This window comes from Paenibacillus tyrphae (assembly GCF_027925525.1).
GTDB lineage: Bacteria > Bacillota > Bacilli > Paenibacillales > NBRC-103111 > Paenibacillus_G > Paenibacillus_G tyrfis_B.
In genome coordinates, this window is record NZ_BSDJ01000005.1 from 208116 (window position 1) to 226786 (window position 18671).

The 18671-nt window shown below is 57.2% G+C and carries 21 protein-coding genes; 17 read left to right on the forward strand and 4 right to left on the reverse strand.

Annotated features, from left to right (window positions below; genetic code table 11):
- The first annotated feature begins 128 nt into the window (after nt 1-128).
- The 4 genes from QMG93_RS08145 to QMG93_RS08160 all read left to right on the forward strand — a co-directional run bounded on the left by QMG93_RS08145 (nt 129) and on the right by QMG93_RS08160 (nt 3976).
- Entirely contained in the window at nt 129-293 is a 165-nt protein-coding gene (locus tag QMG93_RS08145; protein ID WP_281935254.1) for a hypothetical protein, read from the forward strand.
- 21 nt (nt 294-314) lie between these two features.
- Nucleotides 315-881, forward strand: a complete 567-nt coding sequence (locus QMG93_RS08150; RefSeq protein ID WP_281935256.1) for a cytochrome P450 — start codon at nt 315-317, stop codon at nt 879-881.
- Between the two features lie 206 nt (nt 882-1087).
- A complete protein-coding gene (locus QMG93_RS08155) occupies nt 1088-3481 on the forward strand; it encodes a type IA DNA topoisomerase (protein ID WP_281935258.1) in 2394 nt (797 codons plus the stop codon).
- Between the two features lie 87 nt (nt 3482-3568).
- A complete protein-coding gene (locus QMG93_RS08160) occupies nt 3569-3976 on the forward strand; it encodes a DUF4395 family protein (protein ID WP_281935260.1) in 408 nt (135 codons plus the stop codon).
- Between the two features lie 76 nt (nt 3977-4052).
- On the opposite strand, the gene trhA is transcribed toward QMG93_RS08160, so the two are convergent.
- From trhA to QMG93_RS08180, 4 genes are all read right to left on the reverse strand, one after another.
- A complete protein-coding gene (gene trhA, locus QMG93_RS08165) occupies nt 4053-4727 on the reverse strand; it encodes a PAQR family membrane homeostasis protein TrhA (RefSeq protein WP_281935262.1) in 675 nt (224 codons plus the stop codon).
- A gap of 31 nt (nt 4728-4758) precedes the next feature.
- Nucleotides 4759-6099 carry an N-acyl-D-glucosamine 2-epimerase gene (locus QMG93_RS08170; RefSeq protein WP_281935264.1) on the reverse strand — a complete coding sequence of 447 codons (1341 nt, stop codon included), beginning with the start codon at nt 6097-6099 and terminating at the stop codon, nt 4759-4761.
- A 289-nt stretch (nt 6100-6388) separates the two neighbouring features.
- Nucleotides 6389-6577 carry a hypothetical protein gene (locus QMG93_RS08175; RefSeq protein ID WP_281935266.1) on the reverse strand — a complete coding sequence of 63 codons (189 nt, stop codon included), beginning with the start codon at nt 6575-6577 and terminating at the stop codon, nt 6389-6391.
- A 93-nt stretch (nt 6578-6670) separates the two neighbouring features.
- Nucleotides 6671-7831 (reverse strand): MFS transporter, encoded by a 1161-nt coding sequence (locus QMG93_RS08180; protein ID WP_281935466.1) that lies wholly within the window; start codon nt 7829-7831, stop codon nt 6671-6673.
- 350 nt (nt 7832-8181) lie between these two features.
- On the opposite strand from QMG93_RS08180, the gene QMG93_RS08185 reads away from it, so the two are divergent.
- The 13 genes from QMG93_RS08185 to QMG93_RS08245 all read left to right on the forward strand — a co-directional run bounded on the left by QMG93_RS08185 (nt 8182) and on the right by QMG93_RS08245 (nt 18669).
- The gene (locus QMG93_RS08185) at nt 8182-8763 is read left to right on the forward strand and encodes a TetR/AcrR family transcriptional regulator (protein WP_281935268.1); all 582 of its coding nucleotides are present in this window, start codon (nt 8182-8184) and stop codon (nt 8761-8763) included.
- 129 nt (nt 8764-8892) lie between these two features.
- Nucleotides 8893-9918 carry a CobW family GTP-binding protein gene (locus QMG93_RS08190; RefSeq protein WP_281935270.1) on the forward strand — a complete coding sequence of 342 codons (1026 nt, stop codon included), beginning with the start codon at nt 8893-8895 and terminating at the stop codon, nt 9916-9918.
- 71 nt (nt 9919-9989) lie between these two features.
- A complete protein-coding gene (locus tag QMG93_RS08195; protein ID WP_127461041.1) occupies nt 9990-10460 on the forward strand; it encodes a Fur family transcriptional regulator in 471 nt (156 codons plus the stop codon).
- A 91-nt stretch (nt 10461-10551) separates the two neighbouring features.
- On the forward strand, nt 10552-11028 hold the full coding sequence (locus tag QMG93_RS08200; protein ID WP_281935468.1) for a GNAT family N-acetyltransferase: 477 nt from the start codon (nt 10552-10554) through the stop codon (nt 11026-11028).
- Nucleotides 11029-11052: 24 nt separating this feature from the next.
- The gene (locus QMG93_RS08205; RefSeq protein WP_281935273.1) at nt 11053-11529 is read left to right on the forward strand and encodes a hypothetical protein; all 477 of its coding nucleotides are present in this window, start codon (nt 11053-11055) and stop codon (nt 11527-11529) included.
- A 297-nt stretch (nt 11530-11826) separates the two neighbouring features.
- The gene (locus tag QMG93_RS08210) at nt 11827-12930 is read left to right on the forward strand and encodes a sulfate ABC transporter substrate-binding protein (protein WP_063180653.1); all 1104 of its coding nucleotides are present in this window, start codon (nt 11827-11829) and stop codon (nt 12928-12930) included.
- Nucleotides 12931-12951: 21 nt separating this feature from the next.
- Entirely contained in the window at nt 12952-13788 is an 837-nt protein-coding gene (cysT, locus tag QMG93_RS08215; protein WP_281935276.1) for a sulfate ABC transporter permease subunit CysT, read from the forward strand.
- Between the two features lie 21 nt (nt 13789-13809).
- Nucleotides 13810-14703 (forward strand): sulfate ABC transporter permease subunit CysW, encoded by an 894-nt coding sequence (gene cysW / locus QMG93_RS08220; RefSeq protein WP_281935278.1) that lies wholly within the window; start codon nt 13810-13812, stop codon nt 14701-14703.
- Nucleotides 14704-14705: 2 nt separating this feature from the next.
- Complete coding sequence (locus QMG93_RS08225) at nt 14706-15770, forward strand: sulfate/molybdate ABC transporter ATP-binding protein (RefSeq protein WP_281935280.1); 1065 nt, start codon at nt 14706-14708, stop codon at nt 15768-15770.
- A 90-nt stretch (nt 15771-15860) separates the two neighbouring features.
- Nucleotides 15861-16694: an alpha/beta hydrolase family protein gene (locus QMG93_RS08230; RefSeq protein ID WP_063180657.1), complete on the forward strand. Its 834-nt coding sequence runs from the start codon at nt 15861-15863 to the stop codon at nt 16692-16694.
- A gap of 79 nt (nt 16695-16773) precedes the next feature.
- A complete protein-coding gene (locus QMG93_RS08235; protein WP_036685727.1) occupies nt 16774-16977 on the forward strand; it encodes a YezD family protein in 204 nt (67 codons plus the stop codon).
- 124 nt (nt 16978-17101) lie between these two features.
- A complete protein-coding gene (ssuE, locus tag QMG93_RS08240) occupies nt 17102-17671 on the forward strand; it encodes an NADPH-dependent FMN reductase (protein WP_281935284.1) in 570 nt (189 codons plus the stop codon).
- Nucleotides 17668-18669, forward strand: a complete 1002-nt coding sequence (locus QMG93_RS08245) for a sulfonate ABC transporter substrate-binding protein (RefSeq protein ID WP_281935286.1) — start codon at nt 17668-17670, stop codon at nt 18667-18669. Before ssuE ends, QMG93_RS08245 begins: the two co-directional genes overlap by 4 nt.
- Nucleotides 18670-18671: the final 2 nt, after the last annotated feature.

Here is an 18671-nt window from a genome sequence, read left to right on the forward strand (position 1 = left end):
AAAGCATAGGCCTAAAGCCTATCGAAGGAAATAGATAAAAGGATGTAACTGCAAGTTTACTTCCTTTTATCAAAATCTTCGATAGGCTTTTTTATTGCTTACAATAATGTAAATAAGGAGGCCTAGTTATGGAAAAGTCCGCTATTACCGATTTTGGTCAAGTTCGCGAGCTTAGCACTCCGGAAGAGCGTTTCAATCCGTTCAAATGGTATCGCAAAATGAGAGAGGAGACCCCGGATGAGGAGCGCCGTACGTGGGATGTTTTCGGTTACGAGGAAGTGAAGACGGTTTAGCCTGCGGACGACATCATTTCCGTGCTGCTTCAGGCCAGCGTGGATGGACAGAGCCTGACGGAAGAGGAAATCGTCGGTTTTTGCATCTTGCTGCTCGTTGCCGGGAACGAAACGACGACCAATTTGATTACGAATGCGATCTACACGTTCTTGGAGTACCCGGAGGTGTACCGGCAAATCAAAAATGAGCCGGACGAATTGCTGCCTGCCGCGATTGAAGAGGTACTGCGTTTCCGTTCGCCCGTACAGGCTTCATTCCGTATTGTGCACGAAGACGTCGAATTGGGAGGGAAAAAGCTGCGCGCAGGGGAATACGTCATCGCCTGGATGGGGGCGGCCAATCGCGACGAAAAGCAGTTTCAGGATGCGGAGCAGTTCGTGGTGCCGCGCAAGCCGAATCCGCACATGGCCTTTGGTCGGGGCATCCATTTTTGTCTCGGGGCGCCGCTGGCCCGCATGGAAGCGGAAATCGCTTTAAGAGAATGGATCCGGCGGTATCCCGACTTCAAGTTAAGCGCGAGCTTCACTTTAAAGCCGCTTGAAAGCACGTTCGCGTATGGGATCAAAGAACTGCTGCTCACCGTTTAGGGCGGCATGAATGAGTACGAGGCTAAACGCAACAGCAGGTCGGTCAGTCAACCGGCCTGCTGTTTTTTTGCTCGTTTTTCCAAGGAACGGGTCGACGGGAAAGGGGTTATGGTATAATATGATGAAGCACGTTTTCGAAATACGGCTTGCAGAAGCCGGTGCCATACGCTGCAATTTTCATCGGCATAGGAGAGGAAAGTTGACGGATGAAGACGCTTGTTATCGCCGAGAAGCCGGACATGGGGCGCAATATTGCGGCCGCCATCGAGCCGAAGGCGAAAAATCAACGCACGCATATTGAAGGCGAGCAGTATATTATCACCTGGGCCATCGGGCATTTGATCGGCCTTGCCGAACCGGATGCGTACGATGATAAATACAAAAAATGGAATTTTAACGATTTGCCGATCATCCCGGAGCGGTTCAAGCTCGTACCCAATCCGAAGACGAAGGACCAGCTCAAGGTTATCGCCGAGCTGGCCAAACGGAGCGGCCAGCTTATTAACGCTTGCGATGCCGGGCGGGAGGGGCAGCATATTTTTTCCCTCATCCAGCGGCACCTGAAGCTGTCTCATCCGGTCAAGCGGCTGTGGATTTCCGACCTGACGCCGGAGACGATCCGCAAAGGCTTCGCCGAGCTGCGCGAGGGCGTGGAATTTGAGCCGCTGACGAGGGCAGCCCGGGCGCGGAGCGAGGCGGATTGGCTGATCGGGATGAACGGCTCGCGCGCGTTTACGACGAAGCACCGCGAGCTGCTGTCCGTCGGGCGGGTGCAAACGCCTGTGCTGGCGCTACTGTACGACCGGCAGAAAGAGATCGAGGCGTTTACATCGAGCAAGTACTACGAAGTCGAAGCATGGTTCACGCAAGGGGATACGAAGTACCGCGGACTGTGGCAGGGGGACAAGCTGACCGACGGCGAGAAAGCGGCGGCGCTCGCGGCCAAGGTCAAAGGGAAGACCGGTCGGGTCGAGAGCTACGACGTAAAGGATACGAAGGAATACCCGTTCAAGCTCTACGATCTGACCTTGCTGCAGCGCGAAGCGAATGCGAAGTTCGGGTTTTCCGCCAAAAAGACGCTCGATCTCGCCCAAGCGCTCTATGAGAAGCATAAAGCGATCAGCTACCCGCGGACGAACTCCAACTATGTGACTGAGCAGAACATTCCCGAGATGCACCGGGCGCTCGACCAGCTCGGCAAGACCGGCTATGCGCCGCTTGTTCAGCAGGCGGACAAAAAGCTGGTGCACAAAAACAATAAGGCGGTCTGCAATCCGGCCAGGGTGGAAGATCACCATGCGATTTTGCCGACGCATAAAATGCCAAGCGGGCTCGCGCCCGACGAACAAAAGCTGTACGACTTGATCGTACGGCGGTTTTTGTCGCATTTTTATCCCGCGGCGATGTACAAGCTCCACACCATCGTGACGGTATCCGAAGGCGAACGGTTCAAGAGCACGGTGAAGCAGCTGCTGTCCCTGGGCTGGAAGGTCATCTATGCCGACCAGAAAAAGGAAAAAGAAAAGCCGTCCCGGGGCAAGGGGAAAGCCGACCGGGAGCAGGAAGAGGATGCCGTCGCCGAGGAGGAGACCGACGCTCCGTTCACACTGGATGCGGCACAGGCGGTGCTGTGCAAGGACAGTGCGGCGAAGGAGAAGGAGACCCAGCCGCCGAAGGCGTACACCGAAGGCACGCTGCTGAAGGCGATGGAAAGCGCGGGCAAGCAGATCGAGGACGAGGAACTGCGTGACGCGATGAAAGATTCCGGGCTCGGAACGCCGGCGACACGCGCGTCCGTCATCGAGCGGCTGAAGCAGGTCGGCTACGTGGTCATGCAGGGCAAGCGCATCGCGATCACGCCGAAGGGCCGCACGGCGGTTGAGCTGATCCGCGGCGCGGGCGTCGAGCTGTTGACGTCACCGGAGATGACCGGGCAGTGGGAGAGGCGGCTGAATGAGATCGCGCGCGGCGCGGCGTCGGACGAGACGTTCATGAAGAACGTCGAGCGTTTTGCCGCCCTGATCGTCGAGAAGGTGCGGGGGCAGAAGCCCGCGGCGAAGCAGGCGTTCGAAGGCGATACGCCTTCGAACGCCCCGCGCCAGCGGCGCAAAAGCGGCGCGGCGGCCAAGGCCGCGCCGGAGGGCCCCGCCCGCGCGTCCAGCTCCGCGCGGGGCAAGCGCAGCGCGCGCGCAGCCGCGGCCGCGGACGAGCCGCCTGCGGCGGAAGCCGTGCGCCCCGCGAGCACGCGGCGCGCACGGTCCGCCCCGGGCGGCGAAGGCGCCGCAGCGCCGGCCCCGCAGCCGGCCGCCGCTGCGCCGGTGGCGGCGCTGGGCGCGTGCCCGCGCGCGGGCTGCCGCGGCAGCATCATCCGCGGCAAGCGCGGCTACGGCTGCAGCGCGTACAAAACGGGCTGCACCTTCGTGATCTGGAAGGACAGCTTCGGAGCCTCGTTGACGGACGCTGCCATCACGTATTTATTGAAACACGGGCGCACGGCGCTGATGAGGCTGGTCGACGAGCAGGGACGGCCGGTCGAAGGACGGCTCGTGCTGCAGGACCCGAATACGGGACAGCTTAGGCTGGAGGCAGTATCCTCTTAGAAGTGTTGCTGGCGGCAAGCATTCGTCGATCGGGTAGGCTCAAGACCGAGTAAAGCTATTTTTATCGTGGGGTGAATTCGAGCGCCTATGAAAGAAATTCCTATTCCGTACGTCCGCGCGAACCAGGCTGGTATTGTCCTGCTGGTTGCGCTTGCGGTAGCGCTGCGCCAGCCGGCGCTGATCGCCGCCTTGTGGGCGGTTCAAGTGCTCGGCTTATGGCAGGGCATTCGCGCCAATCTAATCGTACAGCTGGCCGCCCCGCTGCTTCGCAGCCGTGTAACAGGAGCCCGCACCGAATCGCGGGAGCTGCTGCGGTTCAACAGCGCCGTAACCGTTCTGCTGCTGAGCTTGTCGCTGCTGGCGTTCTGGGTGAATCCGGGCGGCTGGCTCGGATACGTCCTTGCCGGTATCGTTGCGCTTGCCGCGCTCGCCGCTCTAGGCGGTTTTTGTTTCGGCTGTTTCCTGTATTACCGGTTCAAGCGTCTCCGCAAATAACGTCGAGGTTACAGACATACAAAAAGCTTTCACCGCAGTGTCTGCGTGAAAGCTTTTTTGCCGTTTCGTTTATACCCTACCAGGGCAGCACATAGAAGTAGACGGAGCAAAAGTGGCAGATGCTTCCTCCCAGCACGAACACGTGCCATACGGTGTGGGCATAGGGGAGCTTGCGCCATAAATAAAAGATCGTGCCGACCGTATACAGCAGGCCTCCGGCGACCAGCCAGCCGATTCCGGCTGCGGGAAGCTGCTCCTGAAGCGGACGGAACGCGAACATGACCATCCAGCCCATCGCGATATAGAACAGCGTCGAGAGGACATTAAACCGCTTGACGAAAAACAGCTTGAACACAATGCCCAGCAGCGCAAGTCCCCATACGACGCCGAATAAGCTCCATCCCAAAGGGCCGCGAATCGTCACGAGCAAGAACGGGGTATAGGTGCCTGCGATGAGCACGTAGATGGCCGAGTGGTCCATAATTTCGAACAGATCGATCCAGCGCGCCTTGCGGGCGCTGTGCAGCAAGGTGGAGCAGACGTACAGCAGAATGAGCGAGACGCCGAATACGGTGAAGCTGACGATATGCCAGACCGTGCCGTTCTGCAGCGAATGAAGAAGCAGCAGAACGAGAGCCGCGACGCTGAGCGCGGCGCCGATGCCGTGGCTGATGGCGTTGGCCCGCTCTTCTTTCCAAGACGATAAAGTCAACTTGCATTCATCTCCCGTCGATTGGTGGATTTCTTCCATTATAACCCGCGACCGGAGAAATGACCAACTCTTAGTACCAGCCCGTAACCCGTACCGGAAAGCCGCTGGGCGATTCGTTCTCCCGCTCGTTGGGAATAAGCAGCAGCCCGGGAGTATCGCGGATTCCTTCCGCGAACAGCTCGAACGACACGCGGGGAAAATCCGCTTGCAAGACAACGACGTTGCCGTCTGCTTGAATGACGCGGATCGCAAGCTCCAGCGGATGTCCGCCGGCGAAACAGCGGTAATGCGATGGCTCTGCGGCGGATTCGGCATCGATACGCTTGCAGAATTCCAGCACGATGAGCTGGCGGTCCGGACGGTAGACCCGCAGCACCCGGGGCGGTTCCCGGTACATCGGCAGGCCGATGGAATACTCGTAGGCCGTCCAGAACCGGTAGCCGAGCTCGCCCGCCGATTTGGCGAACTCCCGAATCCAAGTTCGGCTGCGCCGCATCCGGGCCTGCGAGCCGATATCCGCCTGGATGCCCAGCGGAATGCCCGGATGAACGGCACGGATGCTCTCCGCAAAAGGCCGGTAATGTCTTATGTAGTCAGGCGGCAGATGTACGCGCATCCAGTCCGGCCAATGGGTCTGGAGGATGTGGGCGTCCGGGCGGACCGTCCGGATCATTTCAACGGCATCCACGCCTTGATACTCGCGAAGCGCTCCGACAGGATCTTGGCCGGCGTCCACCGCGAGGGACCACGTCGCGATTTTGATATCGGGTCTCGCTTCGCGGACCCCGCCGGCTCCGTTGATCAGCTCGCTCAGAAACCCGTTCACCGCCTGTACCCGAAACTCGATCCACAGCAAGTAACGGCCGCGGTCCTTTTTGTAATACAGGGGCGAGGAGGAGTAGCGAAATTCCGGCATGTCGCTGCCGCTGAACTGCTTGAACGCCGCCCTGGCATACGGGCCGACATCACCGTACACGCCGCTTGCCAGTCCGTTCCATTCGGGGAAATACGGCTCGGCGACCTCAAAGCCCGTAAACGGGTGCGTGCGGACGAGATGGGCGGCCGCCGCTTTTTTCCAGGCCACATAGCGGTGGCTGAAAGGAGATAGCCGGGTAAACCCGTCGTTGACCGGCTTCAGCAGCGTCATTTGCCACTCCGGCCAATCCGGAGGCAAATTTTCGGTCGTGTACGTCCCGTTGCCGATCACCATCGCCCAGACGTCCATGCCGCGCTCGCGAAGAGCCGCTACAAGCCTGCCATTCACCCGGGTTTCATCCGTTACAAAATAGCGCACGGTACGGAATCCGGCCAATTCCAGCTCGGAGGCGACGCTTTCGGGGGAACGGTCGAGATAATAAGCAAAGGTCGGATCGATTTGAATCGTAGGCCGACTCGGGGTTCGGACAGACATGCGTATCCCTCGCTTTCCTTCATGCAAGCGGTAATCGCTCAATCGATTTCTTCTTATAGAAAGGTTTCCTTCCATAGTACGCTCCATGCTCCGCGGATTCAAACTTGAAGTCCGCAGGTGCTTACGGAACGTGTTTTCAAAGCCTTCAGAGTTATTTATATGAGCCGGTTCGCAGAAAAATTTGCTAAAAGGTTTATTTATTGCTGCCATGCAAGTGTTCCATCGTGTAACCCAAAAAAAGAAACGCCCCTCGCATGCGAGAGGCGTTAAGTCCGCAGAGATCGGATGGTTATACGGCACCATCTTTCGGCTTGCCATGGTCAACAATAATGCCGACGAGAACGAGAACGGCGCCGACTCCATTCGCGATATCGTTAATGAGATTATCGGGGATGTCGTATCCGAAGCTGCCCAAGGCAAGCTTCGCGCCACCAAGAATTCCTAGAATGAACGCTGGCTTTTTCCATTTATCACGCATAGGCCCAACCTCCTTTTCGATGGACTCCATATATTCATATGAGTCTTCAAAAAAAAGGAGTGGACTACCGAAGAAAAAGGGTATTGTCCAAGTTCATGCGGACGTCAAGCGCCGGGTCAATCCCCAGAACAGTAGAGCAAGACCGCTTATGGCCGCGCCCAGTAGACAGACGCCGGTCCAACCGGCCCGCGCGTACATGAGCGTCGAGGAAATCGAGCCGACGGCGCTGCCGATCGAGTAGAAGATCATGTACGCGCCGGCGAGACGGCTGCGGGCCTCCGGGCGCACGTTGTAAATCATGCTCTGATTGGTGACGTGCACGGCTTGCACTGCGAGATCGAGGAGAACCACCCCGGCGATCAGGGCCCAAAGGGAGCGTTCGGTCAGACTGATCGGCAGCCACGAAACCAGCAGCAGCGTCAGCCCAATACCGGTGGTCCGCTGTCCCAAGCCGCGGTCTGCGAGCCGTCCTGCACGCGCCGCCGCCAACGCTCCCGCTACGCCCACGAGCCCGAACGACCCGATCGCGGTATGGGAAAGCGACAGCGGCGGCGAGCTGAGCGGCAGCACTAACGAGGTCCACAGCACACTGAACGAGGCAAAAATAAGCATCGCGATGATACCTCGTATCCGCAGCGCCGGCTCCTGCACAAATAAAGCGAATACGGAGCGCAGCAGCTGCGGATACGTCATCGGCTCCTTCCCGTGATCTTCACGCGGCAGCACCCGGAACAGAAGCCCGGCCATGAGCACCATCAATCCGGCTGAGACGAAATATACCGAACGCCAGCCCGCGAGATCGGTCAGCGTCCCGGCGACGGTTCGGGCAAGCAGAATGCCGATGACCACACCGCTCGTTACCAGGCCGACGACCCGACCTCGCTCGGCGGGCGCAGCCAACGTCGAAGCGTAGGCCACGAGCGCCTGCGTCACGACGGCAAGCAGGCCGACCGCACCCATGCCTGCAAGCAGCACGGCGGCGGTAGAGGCGGTGCCGACCGCGATAAGCGCTAATACGCACAACAGCATTTGGCCTACGATCAGTTTCCGGCGGTTCACCAGATCGCCGAGCGGGACAAGCATAAGCAGTCCTAGCGCATAGAAGATCTGAGTAGCCGTGATGACAATGCCTACGGTGGCGCGGTCAATGCCAAACTCGCTTGCCATCGCGTCGAGCAGCGGCTGCGCATAGTAGATGTTGGCGACAGCAAGCCCGCAGGCGACAGCAAACAACAGCGCGACGGAGCGAGACATCGCCGGCGCGGAAGCCGGTTCCTCTGCGGCTAAAGGGCCTCGCGGCACCTCCGGTTTTGCCTCGCTGCGGTCTCCGGCAAGAAGCCCAGTCTTTGGTTCAAGCCTATCCATCGTTCTATCCTCCTGAGCAGTATAAATATTTTGTACCAAAAAGTATAATGTACCGATTGGTATATAACGTGCTTCGTAAATATAACTCTCATGCAGGGCTGCTGTCAAGAGGCCGATTGACCGGGAAGCGAGCGAAAATTCCATAATGGCGCGTCTGAGGAACGTCGCTGGAATTTGACAGCGGCGGCTTCAAGGCCTAAAATCTTAGTATACTAATCGATATGAAAAGAGGCTATTCTATGGTACGGCCAAGGGCGTTCGATGAAGACAAGGCTTTGGATGCCGCCATGCGGCTATTTTGGGAAAAGGGGTTCGAAGCGACTTCTTTAAGCGATCTCACGTCCGGAATGGGTATACAGCGCCCAAGCCTTTATGCGGCCTTCGGAGACAAGAAGGAGCTGTTCGAAGCTGCGCTGCGCAAATATACGCGCGCTCACTCCTCCTACGTCCGGTCCAAGCTGCAAAACGCTTCTTCCGTCAAGGAAGCGTTCCGGTCCTATTTCGAAGGGATTGCGGCAGAAGCGGACGAGGAAGGGCCCAACAAGGGATGCTTCTGCATCAACGTCATGGTGGAGCTTGCGCCGCATGACGCCAAGTTCGAGGTTCTCACCAGAGAGCATCAGATGTATCTGGCTGCCCTGTTTCAAGAAACGATCGAGCGCGGAATACGGTCGGGAGAGCTTAAGCAAGTCGGCAGCGCCAAGGCGTTGGCCCACACCATGCTCGTGTCGGTCGTCGGACTTACCGTGCTGATGAAATCCCGCCCCGAACGTTCGGTTGCGGACCATTTTATCGCGACGATCCTCGAATTGCTGAAGTAACTTTGCCTGTCAAAATTTTAATGATAAAAATTACGATTAATTGACAGGGCCGAGCGGACGGAGTAAAATTTGAAAAAAAGTAGGGCAACAGCCTGACTTGCGAACATAAACGGAAAGCGGTGTAGCGACTTGAAGGAAGAACGATCGGTTCCGGTTCATATTTTGACCGGATTTTTGGGCAGCGGCAAGACGACGCTGCTGACCCGGGCGCTGGATTATTATAAACTGAGCGGCAGAAAGCCCGCCGTTCTGATGAACGAGCTGGGCGACGTGAATCTGGACGGGATGCTTGTGGACGAGGACGTGCCGATGACCGAAATGCTCGGCGGCTGCATCTGCTGTACGATTCGCGGCGATCTGGGGATGGAGCTGAAGCAGCTGATCGAGGAGCACCGGCCGGACGTCGTGTTCGTGGAATGCACGGGAGCGGCCAACCCGATCGAGATGCTGGACGGCGTAACGGATGCTTCCCTCCTGACGAAGGTGGAGCTGAAGTCGGTCATTACGGTCGTCGATGCGGCGCAGCTCAGCGAGCGTTCGCACAGTCCGAAGGGCAAGACGTACCGGCTCATGCAGGATCAAATCCGCTGCGCGACGCGCATTTTGCTCAACAAGACGGATCTCGTGCCCCCGGCGGAGCTCGTTCGTCTGGATACGCTGATCCGGGAGCTGAATCCCGCAGCCCCGATCCTGCCGACCGTGCGCTGCGAGATCGAGCTGTCCTTGTTCGAACGCCTCGAAGGCGGCGTAGCGGAGCGGCACCAAGCGGCTTCCGCTTGCGGCTGCGGACATGAGCATGCGGAGGGCGGAGCCTGCGCAACCGGAGGTCATGATCATGACCACGAGCATGGAAGCGATGCGCATCATCACAGCCACGAGCATGTGATGGTCTACACGCATTATTTTGCACGGCCGGTGGACAGCGAGCAGTTTGAAGCGCTGATCGGACGGCTCCCGCAGGAAATTTACCGGGCTAAAGGCATTTTGCGGTTCACCGATACGGTCAGTCCGTTTTTGTTCCAATACGCGTACCGCGAGATGGATTTCGTGAAAATAGCGCCGAAGGAAGAGCTGCCCAACGTAGCGGTGTTTATCGGCGAGCACTTTGACCGGTCCTTTCTGAAGGCCGAGCTGGCGGCTCTGGAAGGCCGGTAACCTTGACTCCCGCTACGGATTCAGGCATTATTAGTAGTATCCGATAGCGTATTCATAGGGAAGAGGTAGGTATGGGAAATCACGAGCATGAGGTTCAGTCGACCGTTCAAGATATTTTGAAGGCCATGTCGGCCAAAGGCTGGCGCATCACCGACCAACGGAAGAGCCTTGCCGCCTTGTTCGCCGAATCGACCGGCTATTTGTCCCCGAAGGACGTTTATGATTATATGAAGCAGCCTTATCCCGGTGTCAGCTTCGATACGGTGTACCGCAACCTGCGCCTGCTGAGCGAGATGGGTGTTCTGGAACAAATTTACTTAAACGACGGACTGAAGTTCCGCGCCCGCTGCCAGTCGCATCATCATCATCATCTTATTTGCTTGAACTGCGAGAAAACGGTGCCTTTCGAATTTTGCCCGATGAAGCAGATCGACAATCTGCCGTCCGATTTTCAAATCGTCAATCACCGGTTTGAAATTTTGGGCTACTGCGGAGACTGTGCGCCCGTGGAATCCCGCGAGACAGGAACGGAAAAGCATTAATACAGCCAGGCTGCCAACATGGAAGACAGTGTACCCGCGAAGGGGCGCTGTCTTTTGTTTGAAGAGTAAAGAAATGGAGAGTGAGTTGTCTATGCATTTCCGGCATGTGCTCGAATCCGATTACATACCTGTGATCTCCGTGATCGACGATTGGTGGGGCGGCCGGCCGATGGCCGACATGCTGCCAAAGCTGTTTTTCCAGCATTTTCAAGATACGAGCTTTGTAGCAGAACAAGACGGTCAAATCGTCGGTTTTTTAATCGGCTTTGTCTCCCAGACGTACCCGGAGCAGGCCTATATTCACTTTATCGGCGTGCATCCGAAGCATCGGAAAGACGGCGTCGCTAAGCGGCTGTACGGGATGTTCTTCGACAAGGCTCGTGAGAAGGGGTGCGAGCTCGTGCGCTGCATCACCTCGCCGGTCAATAAAACGTCCATTGCCTTTCATACCCGCATGGGCTTCCGAATTGATCAGGGAACCGGCGAAGTAGACGGGGTGCAGGTGACGGCCAATTATGACGGAAAAGGGCATGACCGCGTGTTGTTTGTCAAGGAATTGCGGCCGTAAAATCCATCGGAAGGGGAAGCGGACTTGTCATTTTATTGCGATTATCCGAAGCATTCGCGACAAAACGTATTTTCGCGGAATGCGGCGGGGACCTATTTTGCTTATTTATCCAATCGGGCAAAATGCCTGTCCTATCTTTCAGACGATCTAAGCGACTTTGACTACCATAACCGGGAATTGTCCAAAGCGATGCCTATGGGGTACACCGGGCTGACGATCTTGAAACGGGCATTTTTAATGGATTCCATCGGGTGCCACGATTGGTCCGTGAACCATATGGGAGAATTGTATGTTCTTCGGAACGAAGTACCGAAGGAATATTGGAAGCCGGAAACACAAGAATACCATCTCCACAAGGCTTCCTTTTCAGGCCCGGCGGCAGCTGCCGAGGCGAAAAACTATTGCAAAGCGATATTTGATAAGATAAATCAAAGCCGGGTCGATACAGGCCGTGCGATCTTGATAGGGGCTGTCGTTGTGGAGCAATATTATTGGCACTAGCCTGGGAAGAGCCGAGGGAAAAGGACGAATCTACCATGTGAAAATTCTAGGGAGAACGGGGAGCGATCGGCTCCTCTTTTTTTATGCCTAAACAGTGAAAAAATCCCAAAAAAAGCGATTGACAGGACACAGGTGCGATGCTAATATACTGACATAACTAAGTAAGTTTATCGGAATTATTAGTTAGTCACCGGACAACCGGAACGCCATATAATGTGCTGTGGGCGATTGACCCGCCCCTCCGATCCGATAAACGGAAATTATAAGCAGAATTGATAAATGGGGAGAGAAAAGGTTATGCGCGCACACACAAATCACGTGCTACGGTTGTTCGGTAAATGGTCAATATTCAGCGTACTTACGATATCGCTCGTCGGGCTAACGGCTTGCGGCGGTGCCAAACCGGATTCGGGCGGGGCTGCCCCCGTTTCTGGTGACGGCACGAAGCCTGCGGCATCGGCAGCAAAGCCGATCGAGCTTCTTAACGTCTCGTACGACCCGACGCGCGAACTGTATCAAAGCTACAATAAAGCGTTTACCGCCTATTGGAAAAAGACAAAGGGGCAGGACGTCACCTTCAAGCAATCGCATGGCGGCTCCGGCAAACAGGGCCGTTCAGTCATCGACGGGCTGGAAGCGGATGTGGTGACACTCGCACTGGCCTACGATATCGACGCCATTCAGCAAGCGGGGCTCCTGCAAGCGGATTGGCAGAAGAAGCTGAAAAACAACAGCTCCCCGTACACTTCGACCATCGTCTTCCTCGTGAAGAAAGGCAACCCGAAGGGCATTAAGGATTGGGACGATCTGATCAAGCCGGGCGTGCAAGTCATTACGCCGAATCCGAAAACGTCCGGCGGCGCCCGTTGGAACTATGTGGCCGCTTGGGGCTACGCCTACCAGAAGAACAATAAGGACGAAGCCAAGGCGAAAGAATTCGTGCAGCAGCTGTTCAAAAACGTGCCGGTGCTCGATTCCGGCGCGCGCGATGCGACCACGACCTTCGTGCAACGCGGTATCGGCGACGTTCTGATCGCCTGGGAGAACGAAGCGTATCTGTCCATCAACGAGTTCGGTAAAGATAAATTCGAGATCGTTACGCCTTCGATCAGCGTGCTTGCCGAGCCTCCGGTCGCCGTCGTCGACAAAGTGGTCGACAAGAAAGGCAGCCGTGAAGTAGCACAGGCGTATCTGGACTATTTGTACTCGGAGGAAGGGCAAGAGATTGCGGCCAAAAACTATTACCGTCCGCGTCTGGAGTCGGTTGCGAAGAAGTACGAGAACCAGTTCTCCAAAGTAAACCTGTTTACCATCGATGACGAGCCGTTCGGTGGCTGGGCGAAAACGCAAAAGACGCATTTTAGCGACGGCGGCGTATTCGACCAAATCTACAAACCGTAACAGACAGGGAGAGAATAGACGATGGCCAAAGCTTGGAAAAAGCGCAGTATTTTACCCGGATTCGGTTTATCGATGGGTTTTACTGTTTTGTACTTGAGTTTAATCGTTCTGTTCCCTTTGTCAGCTATTTTCATTAAAAGCTCCGGGATGGGCTGGGAAGCGTTCTGGCATACGATTACCGACCCTCGGGTCATCGCTTCCTATAAGATCAGCTTCGGCACGGCGTTCGGCGCCGCACTTATGAATTCGGTCTTCGGCTTCATCGTCGCTTGGGTGCTTGTCCGGTACTCGTTTCCGGGCAAAAAAATCGTCGACGCGCTTGTCGATTTGCCCTTTGCGCTGCCGACGGCCGTCGCCGGGATTGCCCTCACGACGATCTATTCGCAGAACGGCTGGGTCGGCAAGCTGCTGGAGCCGCTGGGGATCAAAATCGCCTTTACGCCGCTCGGCATCATGCTTGCGCTGACGTTCATCGGCATTCCATTCGTCGTCCGGACGCTTCAGCCGGTAATGGAAGAGCTGGAGAAGGAGGTCGAGGAGGCGGCGGTGAGCCTCGGCGCGAGCCGCTGGAAGACGTTCGTCCGCATCCTGTTCCCCGAGCTGCTGCCTGCGCTGCTAACCGGCTTTACGCTGGCGTTCGCCCGGGCGGTGGGAGAGTACGGTTCGGTCGTGTTCATCTCCGGCAATATGCCGATGAAGACCGAGATCGCGCCGCTCCTGATCATGACGAAGCTGGAGCAGTACGATTACGCCGGCGCGACGGCTATCGCCTTGGTCATGCTGGTCATTTCCTTCGTGACGCTGCTTGTCATCAATCTGCTGCAATGGCGGGCGAACCGCCATGTCACATCGGCATAAGCCGGGGAGGAGAGGAAGACTATGGCCGGTTACGTAGCCACCGCAGTGAAATCGGGTTCGGCCGCCGCCGAACGTCCGCGTCACATTACCGAGCCCCGGATCGTGAAATGGGCGCTCATTACCGTCGCTTTGTTGTTTTTGGGATTTCTGCTCATTCTGCCTTTGGTCAGCGTCTTCGTTGAAGCGTTCCACAAAGGCTGGGAGGTGTATGCGGCTTCGCTGATCGAGTCCGATGCGGCCGCCGCCATTCGCCTGACGCTGCTCGTCGCCGTCATCGCAGTGCCGCTTAACCTGCTGTTCGGGCTGGCGGCGGCATGGGCAATCACGAAGTTCCAATTCAAAGGAAAAAATCTGCTGATCACGCTCATCGACCTGCCGTTTGCGGTGTCCCCGGTGATCTCGGGTCTGATCTTCGTCCTGCTGTTCGGCGCGAAAGGCTGGTTCGGCCCGTGGCTGCAGGAGAACGATCTCAAGATCATTTTCGCGCTGCCGGGCATCGTGCTCGCCACGGTATTCGTCACCTTCCCGTTCGTCGCCCGGGAGCTGCTGCCGCTGATGCAGGCTCAAGGAACGCTGGAGGAAGAGGCGGCCGTGACGCTCGGCGCCAAAGGGTGGCGCATCTTCTGGAAGATCACGCTCCCCAACATCAAGTGGGGGCTGCTGTATGGGGTTATCCTGTGCAACGCCCGCGCCATGGGCGAATTCGGCGCTGTGTCGGTTGTCTCTGGTCATATTCGCGGCTCGACGAATACCATGCCGCTGCACATCCAGATTTTGTACAACGAATATAATTTTGCCGGCGCGTTCGCCATGGCGTCTTTGCTCGTCCTGCTTGCGGTGGTCACTCTAGTCGTCAAAAGCGTCATCGAGTGGAAGCACCATCAGCAGCAGCTCAGCCGGGAAGGGGAGACCTGATCATGCATATTGTGGCCAAACATTTGACGAAAAGCTTCGGCAGCTTTCAGGCGACCAAAGATGTCAGCTTTGAGATTGAAAAAGGGAAGCTGATCGGTCTGCTCGGACCGAGCGGGGGCGGGAAAACGACGATCCTTCGCATGCTCGCCGGACTGGAGGAGCCGGATTCGGGGGACATCCTCTTTCACGGGCAGAAGGTCAATTCGCTTCCGCCACAAGCGCGCGGCATCGGCTTCGTGTTCCAGAGCTACGCGCTGTTCCGCCACATGAGCGTGTTCGACAACATCGCCTTCGGGCTGACGGTTCAGAAGCGCAGCAAGGCTCAGATCAAGCAGCGCGTGCAGGAACTGATCGAGCTGACCGGCTTGGGAGGGCTTGAGAAGCGGCTGCCGCACCAGCTTTCCGGCGGACAGCGGCAGCGTGTCGCCTTTGCCCGCGCCATCGCGCCCGAACCGCAGCTGCTGCTGCTGGATGAGCCGTTTGCCGCCATCGACGCCAAGGTACGCAAAGAACTGCGTACCTGGTTGAAAGAGATGATCGACCGCGTCGGCATTACGACCATCTTTGTCACGCACGACCAAGAGGAAGCCGTCGAGGTGGCCGATCAGATCATGATCATCAACCAAGGCCGGCTGGAGCAGCAGGGCACGCCGATTGAAATTTACAAGCAGCCGGAAACGCCGTTTGTAGCGAATTTCATCGGCGAATCGAATCAGCTCGGAGACGCTACGGCGCTCAAAGGCTTTCCGGCTGCCGGGGCGATCGAGGGCGCGAAAGCGATTATCCGTCCCGAGTTTATCGAGGTCGGCTTGCCCGGCGAGCTGCCTTTCCCGTCCGCAGCCGAGCAGGGCGTCGTCAAGAACGTCTACTTCCGCGGAACGAATTGGCAGATCGAAGTGGCGCTCGGCAGCGAGAAGCTGTTCGCTTACCGCTCGCTGGAGCTGCCGCAGCTTCATGCGGGAGACCGGGTGGGCGTGTTGATTCACCGCTTGTACCTGTTCAACGAAGACGAACATCTGACATTGGAAAACACTTTAAAAACCGACCCGATGCCGGTGCACATTTAAAAATCTATGTGCCGAGGGGATCGGTTCGCACAGCGGAGCGTCTCACAAGCGACGGACACCGAAGAGGTCCGCAGAAAGGGGTAGTCGATGATGGAACACCACATTACGATACGAAGCGAACAATACGAACTGGCGGCCACCCTCCATTATCCGCCGGCGGAAGAGGAGGGCGGAAAAGGGTGCGGGTCGGGCCGTTATCCGATCATCGTCATATGCCACGGGTTCGTCGGCACGCGAATCGGCGTCGACCGCTTGTTCGTCCTGGCGGCGCGGGAGTTTGCACGCCATGGCTACATGGTGCTCCGTTTCGACTACGGCGGCTGCGGCGAAAGCACGGGCGACTACGGAGCCGGAGGGCTGAACGCGTTGATTGACCAGACGCGCACCGTCCTCGATTACGCGCTCGATATCGACTGCGTTGACCCGCAGCGTGTCGTGCTGCTAGGACACAGCCTCGGCGGAGCCGTCGCCATCCTGACCGCCGCCCGGGACAAACGGGTGAAATCGCTCGTGCTCTGGTCGGCTGTCGCGTATCCGTTTAACGATATCGTGAACATCACCGGAAAGAAAACGTACGAGACCGCCGTTCAATGCGGCTCGGCGGATCATCTGGGCTATGCGCTGCAGCCGGTCTTCTTCGAATCATTGTCGCAGCACCAGCCGTTCGAACAGCTTCGCAAATTTAATGGCGACGTCCTGCTCGTTCACGGTACGGCAGATGACGTGATTCCCGTCGATTACTGCTTTTTGTACCAGAAGCTGTTCTGGCTGCGCAGCCAGGGACAGTGCGAGAAAGAAGTTATTTTCCAGGCCGATCATACGTTTACGGGCAGTCTGGCCAAAGAGCAGCTGTTGACCAAAACAAGGGATTGGCTGCTGTACATCGACAAACGCAAAAACGAGTGGAACGATTGGACGATTTGACGGGTATGCGCATTTTTTTTAACATACAATACCAACTTAACACATAGGAATAAAAAACATTAAATCTGGAGGGATTAGGATGGCTAAACCGCTCGATGTGGATGAACTTTGGACGAAACGCATCCTTCAAAGTGTCAACGGACTCGAATACGGAACGGTACAGATCGTCGTGCATGACGGACGAATCGTGCAAATCGAACGTACGGAACGCAAACGTTTTGAATCGGATTCGGCATCCCAGCGCCATCTTCCCGAACAAAAACAACATAAGCGCACCCTTTGATGCGAGCGGGTCCACCGAACCGTTGGAGACCTCCCGAACTGCTTTGGCTCATTGCCATGCGGTTCGCCGGAGGTCTCTTTCTTTTCTTTTTTCGCTTTAAAACAAGCAAAAGGAGTGTATGACCATGGCTAAACTTGTTATTATTTCCGGCAGTCCGTCCCCGGCTTCCCGGCTGAACGGCGTGCTGCAATCGATTGAATCGGTGCTGCAGCAGGAAGGGCTGGGTTCGGAGTGGATTCGCGTCCACGAGCTGCCGCCCGAGGATTTGGTGTACACCAGGTTCGACAGCCCCGCCATTAGTGCGGCCAACCGGCTCATCGAGCAGGCAGACGGCCTCGTCGTAGCCACTCCGATCTACAAAGCAGCCTATACCGGTGTATTGAAATCTTTTCTGGATCTGATTCCGCAGCGGGGACTCGAAGGCAAAGTGATTCTGCCGGTCGCCATCGGCGGCTCGGCCGCGCACCTGTTGGCGATCGATTATGCGTTGAAGCCGGTGTTGTCGGCGCTCGGGGCGCGCAATCAGCTGCAAGGCGTGTACGCGTTGGATACGCAGGTAAAGCGCAAGGAGGAAGGCGGGTTCGAGGTGGCCGAGGAGCTGGAGGCACGGCTTCGCCAGTCCGCGCTGGATTTTGCACGCGAAGCGCGGTTGTATGCGGAACGGACAGTCCGGAGCCAGGGAGCCGTCGTATGAGACGGAAGCTGGGAACGAGGCCATTTGCGTTGGCTTTGCTGGCGGTTTTGCTGGTGGCCGTTGCAGCCGGCTGCGCGACAGCGGCCAAGTCCGGATTGGGCGGAACCGCGGGAGCTGCTGACGGGAAGGATGAAAAAGTGAAGCAGGTGCGGATCGGGTACCAGAAATACGGCACCGTAAACTTTCTCAAGGCGCAAGGAAAGCTTGATCGGAAGCTGCAAGAGGCGGGTTACACGGTGACGTGGACGGAGTTTCCCGGCGGTCCGCAGTTGCTTGAGGCACTCAATGTAGGCAGCATCGATTTCGGGCATACGGGCGAAGCGCCCCCGATTTTCGCGCAGGCGGCCGGAGCACCCTTGGTTTATTTGGCGTATGAGCAGGCAAGGCCGGCCAGCGAAGCGATTGTCGTACCTGAGACATCGCCGATTCGAAGCGTCAAGGATTTGAAGGACAAAAAGGTCGCCTTAAACAAAGGGTCCAACGTTCATTATTTACTCGTAAAGCTGTTGGAGCAAGCCGGTTTGAGCTATTCCGACGTACGAACGGTGTTTCTGCCTCCAGCCGACGCCAGAGTCGCTTTCGAGCGGGGGAGCGTGGACGCTTGGGTCATCTGGGACCCGTATTTCGCCGCCGTGCAGACGTCCGCGAATGCCAGAGTATTGGCGGACGGGAAAGACGTGGTGTCCAACTATGAGTTTTATTTGGCGTCCCGCCCGTTTGCCGAGCGGAACAAAGAGATCACCGCCATCCTGTTGGAGGAATTGAACAAGGCCGGCGCTTGGGCGAAGGCGAATCCGCAGGAGGTGGCGCAGGTCTTGTCGCCGCAGCTTGGCATCGATATTCCGTCGCTGGAGCTCGCCATGGGAAGGCGCGAATACGGCTTGCTGCCGATCAGCGGGCAAGTGATCGCCGAGCAGCAGCGCGTGGCGGATACGTTTCTGCAAATCGGTCTCATCCCCAAAGCGATCAAGGTGAGCGAAGCGTTGTTAGACTCGTAACA